Origin of the sequence: Pseudoduganella sp. RAF53_2 (assembly GCF_052113985.1) — a bacterium.
GTDB lineage: Bacteria > Pseudomonadota > Gammaproteobacteria > Burkholderiales > Burkholderiaceae_D > Rugamonas.
Genome location: NZ_JBFRDW010000275.1, coordinates 1 through 7,453 on the forward strand (window position 1 = coordinate 1; position 7,453 = coordinate 7,453).

Genomic DNA, 7,453 nt, shown 5'->3' on the forward strand with positions numbered 1-7,453 from the left:
GGATACAGCAGCGTTACCGCCATCACGGCCTCCATGCCGTACATCCAGGCCACCGACTTCGCCGAGCCGGAAAGCTGCATCAGCAGCACGGGCACGGCCAGCATCAATTGCGTCTGCAAGACATAGTAGCCGCTCAGGGTGAGTACGAGAATGAGGAAGGGCTTATCGCGCAAAGGCATGCGCATCGCGGCCAGCGCACCGGTACCGGGCGTGGACGTGCGGTAGGACGGCAGCAGCAGGGCATTGGCCAGCGCTGCCAGCAGGAACAGGAAGCAGCCGGCCATCGCCGTCCAGCGGAAATCGAAATCGAGCAGGAAGGTGCCAAGCAGGGCGCCCAGCACGGCGGCGGCAGTTTCCTGCATCAGCATGCGCGAATAGAAACGGGGACGCTCCGCCGGCCGCACCAGCTTCACCACCAGCGCGCCGCGCGCCGGGTCGAACAGGCTGCCGCCCAGGCCGGACAGAATGAGGGACACCATCAGCTGGAGCGGCGTGGCGGCAAAACCCATCAGCGCGAAGCCGGACGCGCGCAGCAGCATGCCCAGTACGATCAGCGGTTTGCCGCCAAATCGGTCGGTCAGCGAACCGCCGAACAGCGCCAGGCCTTGCTGCGACACCTGGCGTACGCCCAGCGCCAGACCCACCGACGCGGCAGCCCATCCCAGTTGATCGACAAAGTGCAGGCCGATGATCGGAAAGACAACATTGAATCCGGCCACCACCAGCGCGCTGTCCAGCATGATGAAACGCTTGCCCAGCTTTCTCGCCCTGTTCGACCCGACCACGATGCGGCTCCCGATATATGCACTAGCTTTGATGTTAGTTTCTTTAGAGCCATAATAGAAGCCGTCAACTACTGATATTTCATATTGGAGTTTGTTATGGCTCTGAATCTCGATGATTTGCAGCTGCTGCTTGATATCGTGGACCGCGGAAGCTTCAGTCAGGCCGCAGCCCAGCGCCGCTGGTCGCAGCCGCAGGTGAGCCAGCGGGTCGGCGCACTGGAGGAGCAGCTTGGCGTGCAGTTGTTCAAGCGTCATCGCCGTGGTGCGACGCCGACGCCGGCCTGCATGACTTTTCTGCCTGCCGCGCGCCAGGCTTTGTCCGCCATCGAAGAGGGCCAGCGCGCGGTGCAGGGCGCACCGGCCCTGCCGCAGATCACGCTGGCTTGTGTGCCTTCGCTGGCGCCGCTGTTCTTTGGTCCGATTCTGCTGGCGCTGGCCGACGCACCGATGGAAATCCGCTGCACCTCCGATCACTCGCCCGTCATCATGGACATGCTGCTCACGGACCGCGCGCAACTGGGCTTTGTGCTGAAGTGTCCGGCCATCGCGGGCATTCAGATGGAGCGCGTGAGCCTGTCGTCCATTGTGGGCGTGGTAAAGCGCGGCCATCCGCTGGCCCGGCGCGCGCTGCTTACATTGGCGGACGTGGCGAACGCCCGCCTGGCGCCGCAGTTCTGGGGCGATGAATGCCGCGAGCTGATCGCCATGATCCGCACCTGGCGTTCGGTGCCCGATCCGATTCACGCCATCACGCCATCCAGTGCCGCAATCGAGCTGGCGCTGGAGCATGGCTTCCTGACCTTTATGCCCGAGATGGCGGCGGCCAGGCAGCTGCGCGAGGGCAGCCTGGTGAAGCTGAATATCACCGATCTGCCGCGCTGGGAGTGGGAAGCGATGGTGGCCTGGCGCAGCGGCAAACGTCCAGACGCCAGCAAACAGACCGTATTGAAAGCGGTACGGGAAATGGCGGTGCACTGGGCCATGCCGCGCTAGAAGAGCCCGTCAATGAAAAAACTTCTACTCAGCCCGGCTGCGGCAGGTTGGGGCGGAGCACATCTTGTACAGATCGGATGCAGCGGCGGGAGATAATTTACGTCCCCGCGAAAGCTGGGCCGCATTCAGGAAGCCGCCGTTGACGGCAAATGAAGTGCAGCGGGTGGCGGCCAATGTGCCGCCATATTGGAAGTGAGCGGAGCTTAGTGCGGCAGCTCGCGCGGATTGCGGCGCTGGTCGGGGTAGGCCAGCACGCGCAGGATCACATTGCGCGGCACTTGCATGGTCTGCATATAGATCCATGCGTTCGCTGCGCCGCGCATGGCGTGCAGCTCGATGCCCTTATCGACCTGGATGGCTAACTGCTGGTTGTATCGCGTGTCGCTCATGTCCTGCCCCGATGTGATTTTGTAATGGCCTGATTATCCGGCAATCTGGTCCGCGGTACAAGCACTCAGGAAGCCAATAATGGCCTCGTTGACCGCTTCCGCATCGGTGATCGGCGCCATATGGCCGCCTGCCGTTTCAAGGAAGGAGCCATTTGGCAGTGCAGCAGCCAGTTGCTCGGCAACGCGGCGGGTCGACGATGGACCTTTGCGGCCCGCCATCACCAGCGCTGGCACGTCGAGCTCGGAGGCATCGGCCAGCGTGGCCGGCTCGCCCAGCAGGGCGACGAAGTCCAGTTTTACCTTGGCGATCTGCGACATGAAGCGCTGGCGCTGGTTATCCGGCAGCGCATCAAATACGCCTGGACGATTCCAGTAATCGATGAAGATGCGGGTAGCGTCGGCTTCCGCGTCCGCAGCGGCGATGGAAGCTGCGAAGGCTTCGATCTCCCTGCGTGCCGCGTCGTCGCGCTGCAGCAGATGGAAGGCAACTGGCTCGAACAGCGTCAGCGACAGCACGCGCCCGCGCAGCTGGCGCGCCAGGCGCAGCGCAGTGGCGCCGCCGTAGGAATGGCCAACCAGATGGAATGGCTCGCCCGCGTCCAGATGGGAAGCCAGGGCCGCAGCCACTGCATCGGCTTCATGCGCCAGCGTATAGCCTGCCTCGGCAGCTTCCGTGGGGAAAGCAGATTTTCCATACCACAACATGTCAATCGCGATGAAGCGATACTGCTCCGCATGGGCTGCCATCAGGGCGGACCACTGGTTGCGGGAACTGAGGGAACTGTGCAGCAGGACAACAGCAGGCAGAGCAGGGTGTGTCATATTCGGATAAAAGCCACGGCAAACCTGCGATTATACCGTCCTGCTGCGATGCACCATCAAATGGCTGAGGTAATATGGACGAAGCACTATAAGACGGGTGATTCGCCATGAAGAAACCGCTGATATTTTCCACCGTGCTGCTGGCCTCCGCCGTGCAAGCTCAGATCACGGTTGCCTACAACGAAAGGCCACCTTACCTCGTCGCCACGCGGGACGGCAGTCCCTCGGGTTTGACGGGCACGCCCGCGGCCCAGGCCTTCCGCGCGGCGGGTATCGATGTGCGCTGGGTGAGAATGCCGACCAATCGGCAGATCGCCATGGTGCGCGAAAATAGTGCGCAGTATTGTGCGGTGGGCTGGTTCCGCAATGATGAGCGCGCGCAGTTCGCCAAGTTCACCCGCCCCATCTACCGCGACCACCGCTGGGTAGCCATGACCGGCCTGTTCTTCGACGCTAGCGAGGGCCAGCCGCTGGAAGAACTGATGGGCCGCGGTGGATTGCGCCTCATGGTGAAGGACAAATATTCCTACGGCCCCCGCATCGACGCCATGCTGAGCCGCTTCCATCCCGTCACCGCCGTGTCCACCGGCAGCACCGTGCAAATGCTGCAGTCGCTCAGTGCCAACACGGTGGACCTGATGTTCGTTTCGGAAGAGGAGGCAGCCTACCTGATGAGCCTGGGCGGTCCGCACGCCGGCAAGCTGCGTGTGCTGAACCTGGCTGGCATGCCGAAAGGGGAAGAGCGCCACATCATGTGCAGCCTGAACGTACCGGATGAGCTCATTGCCAAGCTCAACAGGGAGATTGTCTTTCGATAGATGCTGTCGAAAATCCTTACAGTCTGGAAAGCTGATATTTGATTTAGCCTATTACTGACGGCGAAGCGATCCGTGGCGCGGAATTTGCTTTAACTCTCGGTATCCACCCGGGAGGTCCTAAGTGATCATGGAACGGTCCGCTTTACCTGCGTTGCTGCTGACGCTGCTGCTCGGCTTGCTCATGCAAGCCATGCTGGTGGACTTGCGCATTGCGAGTGGCCAGGGCGAGTGGGTTTACCGCGCTCTATATGTCATTGCGCTGGCGGTAAACCTTGCTGCGGTGCGGCGTGCCAATCCGCCAACTTTCCGCAGCGCCTGCGTGGTGCTGGCGCCCATGGTGCTGGCGGTCGCCGCGACATGGCTCAGCATTACCGGCGACGATGCTCACGCGGCAATCATGCTCATGGTCTTGCCCATTGTGCATACGCTGGTCGCGGGCTTTCTCTTCACGATGCCGCACGAGTTGCCGCATTAGCGGGCACTGGCGACCTGTTCGCGCAAGTCGAGTGCTAAACGCGCGGCGCGTAGCGTAGCGATATCAATCTTGGGTGGCGTGCGTGTGGGCGGCTTGCTGGCCCAGCGTTCCCGTCCTGCTTCCGTTGGCGGCAGCGTGAAATGTTCCTTGACGATGATGTGTTCCGTCGTAACGGGGGCGGGCGTTGCTGTCAGCGACATGGCCTGCAAAGCGTTGCAGGGTTTGTCGGTCAACACGGTGGTGCCGTTATTGTCCTTGCAGTGAAAGACCTCGTCCTGTGCGAGCGCTCCGTGCGCGGATAGCACCATTGCAGCCGCGCAAAGCGCACCGCCGATGGCTGTGCGTTGCATGGTTCACCTCCTTGGTGTAGGTGAAACCGATTCTGCGCGCTAGTTCGCCGGTGCTCTGTTCGTCACTTCACGTGCGCTTGTAGGCGCACATCCCATGCGGGAATGGCCTGGCGCCAGAATTCTTCGATACTGCCGGCTTTTAATTGCAGGCCAAGAAATCCTGCTGCCGGCAGGAGCGCTGTTGCCAGCAGGGACTCGACCGAAGCGCCATTGTCGAAGGCCTGTGCGCCGGTTTGCTTGGACAGTTTCTCGCCATCTTCATTGACCACGACAGGCACGTGCAGATAGCGCGGCTGCGGCAGATGAAGCAGCTGCTGCAGATAGATCTGGCGCGGCGTGGAGTCCAGCAAGTCGGCGCCGCGCACGATGTCGGTGATACCTTGTGCTGCGTCGTCCACGACAACGGCGAGCTGATAGGCCCAGAAGCCGTCAGCGCGRCGGATCACGAAGTCGCCTACTTCGGCGGTAATGTCCTGATTCACATGGCCGCACCAGCGGTCGTCGAAACCGATGACGCAATGCGGTTCCTGCGGCGTGCGCAGACGCAGCGCGCGCGGTGCGCGTCCGGGTGCGAGGCCGAGACGGCAGGTGCCGGGATAGACCAGGGCCGCGTTGCCGCTCTGGCCCAGGCGCAGTTGCGAATCGGCGATCTCCTTACGTGAGCAGCCGCAGGGATAGACCTTATCGGCCAGCTGCGCCAACGCGGCTTCGTACAAATGCTGGCGCTTGGTTTGCCACGTCACCTCCCCATCCCACTGCATGCCGCAGCGCTGCAGCGACGCGAGAATATGCTGATCGGCGCCAGCCACATTGCGGTCGCGATCCAGATCCTCAACCCGCACCAGCCATTGGCCGTTGTGCACCTTGGCGTCGAGGTAGCTGGCCATGGCAGCGACGAGGGAACCCTGATGTAATGGACCGGTAGGAGAGGGCGCGAAGCGGCCGATGTAAGGCTTGGGAGACGTCATGCGCGCAGTATACAATGCTCGCGCGGCGCTGCAGCCGCTCCTATCACCTCAATGGATTATCAAAACAGCATGCAGAAAATTATCCCGACTCTGATTGCCTCCGTCTTTGCCACGAGCATGGCGATGGCAGCCGCACCGAAGGCCGCGCCGCAAGCCGCGTCGCTGCCGCAAGTGCAGGAAGCGCCACTGCGCGGCCATCTCGCTTTCCTCGCCAGCGATCTGCTGGAAGGCCGTGGTACCGGCCAGCGCGGCGGCGACCTGACCGTTGCTTATCTCGAAAACCAGGCGCTGGCCGTGGGCCTGAAGCCCGCCAACGGCAGCAGCTATCGCCAGTTGGTGAAGATCGCCGGCGTGAAGACCGATCCTGCTGCGAGCACGCTGCGTCTGGAAGTGAACGGCGCCGCGCTGCCGATCAGCTTTGGCAAGGACTGGGTGTTTGCACCGGGCGATGCGCAAGCCGCGCACAGCTTCAATGACGACCTGGTGTTCGTCGGCTATGGCATCACTGCATCGGAAGAAGGCTGGAACGATTTCAAGGGCGTGGATGTGAAGAACAAGATCATCGTCGCGATGGTCAACGATCCGCAACCGACCGCAGAACAGCCGAACCGCTTCGGCGGCAAGGCGCTGACCTACTACGGCCGCTGGACTTACAAGTTCGAGGAGGCCAAGCGCCAGGGTGCGAAAGGTGTGCTGCTGATTCATACCACCGAGTCCGCATCGTATGGCTACAGTGTGGTGCAGAACAGCTGGGCGGGCGTGGAACGCTTCCAGCTGGCGCAAGGCACACCGGGCACCGAGCTGCAGGGCTGGATCACCAATGACACGGCGCAGGCCCTGTTCAAAGCGGCGGGCCAGGATCTGGACGCGCTGCGCAAAGCCGCCGAGAGCAAGGACTTCAAGCCAGTCGCGCTGAACGCGAAGCTGACCGGCGATATGAAGGCCGCTGTGCGTACCGTTGAACAGTACAACGTGGCAGGCGTGGTGCCCGGTACTGATCCGAAGCTGAAGTCCGAAGTCGTGATTTACAGCGCGCACTGGGACCACCTGGGCAAGCAGGGCGATGGCGCTGACAATATCTTCAACGGCGCCGTGGACAATGCGTCCGGCAGCGCCGCGCTGCTGGCGATGGCGCAAGCTGCCGTGAAGTCGCCTGCCAAGCGCTCGCAAATGTTCCTTTGGGTGGCAGCGGAAGAACAGGGCCTGCTGGGCAGCTCGGCGTATGCCGAAGCGCCGCTGTGGCCCGTGGATAAAACGGCTGCCAATCTGAACCTGGATAGCTTGAACTGGATTGGTGTGACCAGGGACATCGGCACGCAAGGCAGCGAGCGCACCGAGCTGGGTAAGATGGCCGAAGCGACCGCGAAGTCGATGCACATGGTGATTGCAGAGAACGAGCCTGATCTGGCTGGCGGCTACTTCCGCAGCGACCACTTCGCCTTCGCCAAAGCTGGCGTGCCGGCGTTCTCGATCGAGATGGGCCGCGATTATCTGGGCGATAAGGAAGCTGCCAAGGCCAAGCGCAAGGCGTACGAGAAGAGCTATCACCAGGTGACCGATGAATACGATCCGAAGTGGGATCTGGCGGGGATGACCCAGCAAGCCCAGTTCACCCTGAACCTGGGCCGCATGGTGGCCGATGCGCCGAAAATGCCGGAGTGGAAGGCGGGCGACGCGTTCGGCAAGGCGCGCGCGAAACCTTAAAGCAAACCCTGGTGGCAGGCACATCGTGCCTGCCACCAGCATCTGCCTTGGGTTCTGATCAGACCATCAAACGGCGCGACGCCCGGTTGCGCCGTTCTTCATTCTTCAGCGTCTCCACCATCGTCTGCTGCACGAACTCGATGTGATGA

9 protein-coding genes are annotated in these 7,453 nt (G+C 62.2%); 4 read left to right on the top strand and 5 right to left on the bottom strand.

Features of this window, described 5'->3' with window-relative positions:
- Nucleotides 1-785, bottom strand: a 785-nt coding sequence (locus tag AB4Z11_RS16985; RefSeq protein WP_442026419.1) for an MFS transporter, incomplete at its 3' end; no start/stop codon positions are given.
- A 96-nt stretch (nucleotides 786-881) separates the two neighbouring features.
- Here AB4Z11_RS16985 and AB4Z11_RS16990 point away from each other — a divergent pair.
- On the top strand, nucleotides 882-1,778 hold the full coding sequence (locus tag AB4Z11_RS16990) for a LysR family transcriptional regulator (RefSeq protein ID WP_442026420.1): 897 nt from the start codon (nucleotides 882-884) through the stop codon (nucleotides 1,776-1,778).
- A 203-nt stretch (nucleotides 1,779-1,981) separates the two neighbouring features.
- Here the strand turns inward: AB4Z11_RS16990 and AB4Z11_RS16995 are convergent, their stop codons facing one another.
- Together AB4Z11_RS16995 and AB4Z11_RS17000 are read right to left on the bottom strand one after the other, a co-directional pair.
- Nucleotides 1,982-2,167 (bottom strand): hypothetical protein, encoded by a 186-nt coding sequence (locus tag AB4Z11_RS16995; RefSeq protein ID WP_442026421.1) that lies wholly within the window; start codon nucleotides 2,165-2,167, stop codon nucleotides 1,982-1,984.
- Nucleotides 2,168-2,200: 33 nt separating this feature from the next.
- The gene (locus AB4Z11_RS17000) at nucleotides 2,201-2,989 is read right to left on the bottom strand and encodes an alpha/beta fold hydrolase (protein ID WP_442026422.1); all 789 of its coding nucleotides are present in this window, start codon (nucleotides 2,987-2,989) and stop codon (nucleotides 2,201-2,203) included.
- A gap of 107 nt (nucleotides 2,990-3,096) precedes the next feature.
- On the opposite strand from AB4Z11_RS17000, the gene AB4Z11_RS17005 reads away from it, so the two are divergent.
- Nucleotides 3,097-3,807, top strand: a complete 711-nt coding sequence (locus AB4Z11_RS17005; protein ID WP_442026423.1) for a substrate-binding periplasmic protein — start codon at nucleotides 3,097-3,099, stop codon at nucleotides 3,805-3,807.
- Between the two features lie 127 nt (nucleotides 3,808-3,934).
- On the top strand, nucleotides 3,935-4,282 hold the full coding sequence (locus AB4Z11_RS17010) for a hypothetical protein (RefSeq protein ID WP_442026424.1): 348 nt from the start codon (nucleotides 3,935-3,937) through the stop codon (nucleotides 4,280-4,282).
- Here the strand turns inward: AB4Z11_RS17010 and AB4Z11_RS17015 are convergent.
- The gene (locus AB4Z11_RS17015; RefSeq protein WP_442026425.1) at nucleotides 4,279-4,632 is read right to left on the bottom strand and encodes a DUF4124 domain-containing protein; all 354 of its coding nucleotides are present in this window, start codon (nucleotides 4,630-4,632) and stop codon (nucleotides 4,279-4,281) included. The genes AB4Z11_RS17010 and AB4Z11_RS17015 overlap by 4 nt on opposite strands.
- Nucleotides 4,633-4,694: 62 nt before the next feature.
- Nucleotides 4,695-5,600 (bottom strand): tRNA glutamyl-Q(34) synthetase GluQRS, encoded by a 906-nt coding sequence (gluQRS, locus tag AB4Z11_RS17020; protein WP_442026426.1) that lies wholly within the window; start codon nucleotides 5,598-5,600, stop codon nucleotides 4,695-4,697.
- Between the two features lie 69 nt (nucleotides 5,601-5,669).
- On the opposite strand from gluQRS, the gene AB4Z11_RS17025 reads away from it, so the two are divergent.
- Nucleotides 5,670-7,304 (top strand): M28 family peptidase, encoded by a 1,635-nt coding sequence (locus AB4Z11_RS17025; protein ID WP_442026427.1) that lies wholly within the window; start codon nucleotides 5,670-5,672, stop codon nucleotides 7,302-7,304.
- The last annotated feature ends 149 nt before the right edge of the window (nucleotides 7,305-7,453 follow it).

Coding starts and splice junctions, on each gene's coding strand:
- AB4Z11_RS16990 (WP_442026420.1), top strand. CDS start 882: ATGGCTCTGAATCTCGATGATTTGCAGCTGCTGCTTGATATCGTGGAC.
- AB4Z11_RS16995 (WP_442026421.1), bottom strand. CDS start 2,167: ATGAGCGACACGCGATACAACCAGCAGTTAGCCATCCAGGTCGATAAG.
- AB4Z11_RS17000 (WP_442026422.1), bottom strand. CDS start 2,989: ATGACACACCCTGCTCTGCCTGCTGTTGTCCTGCTGCACAGTTCCCTC.
- AB4Z11_RS17005 (WP_442026423.1), top strand. CDS start 3,097: ATGAAGAAACCGCTGATATTTTCCACCGTGCTGCTGGCCTCCGCCGTG.
- AB4Z11_RS17010 (WP_442026424.1), top strand. CDS start 3,935: ATGGAACGGTCCGCTTTACCTGCGTTGCTGCTGACGCTGCTGCTCGGC.
- AB4Z11_RS17015 (WP_442026425.1), bottom strand. CDS start 4,632: ATGCAACGCACAGCCATCGGCGGTGCGCTTTGCGCGGCTGCAATGGTG.
- AB4Z11_RS17025 (WP_442026427.1), top strand. CDS start 5,670: ATGCAGAAAATTATCCCGACTCTGATTGCCTCCGTCTTTGCCACGAGC.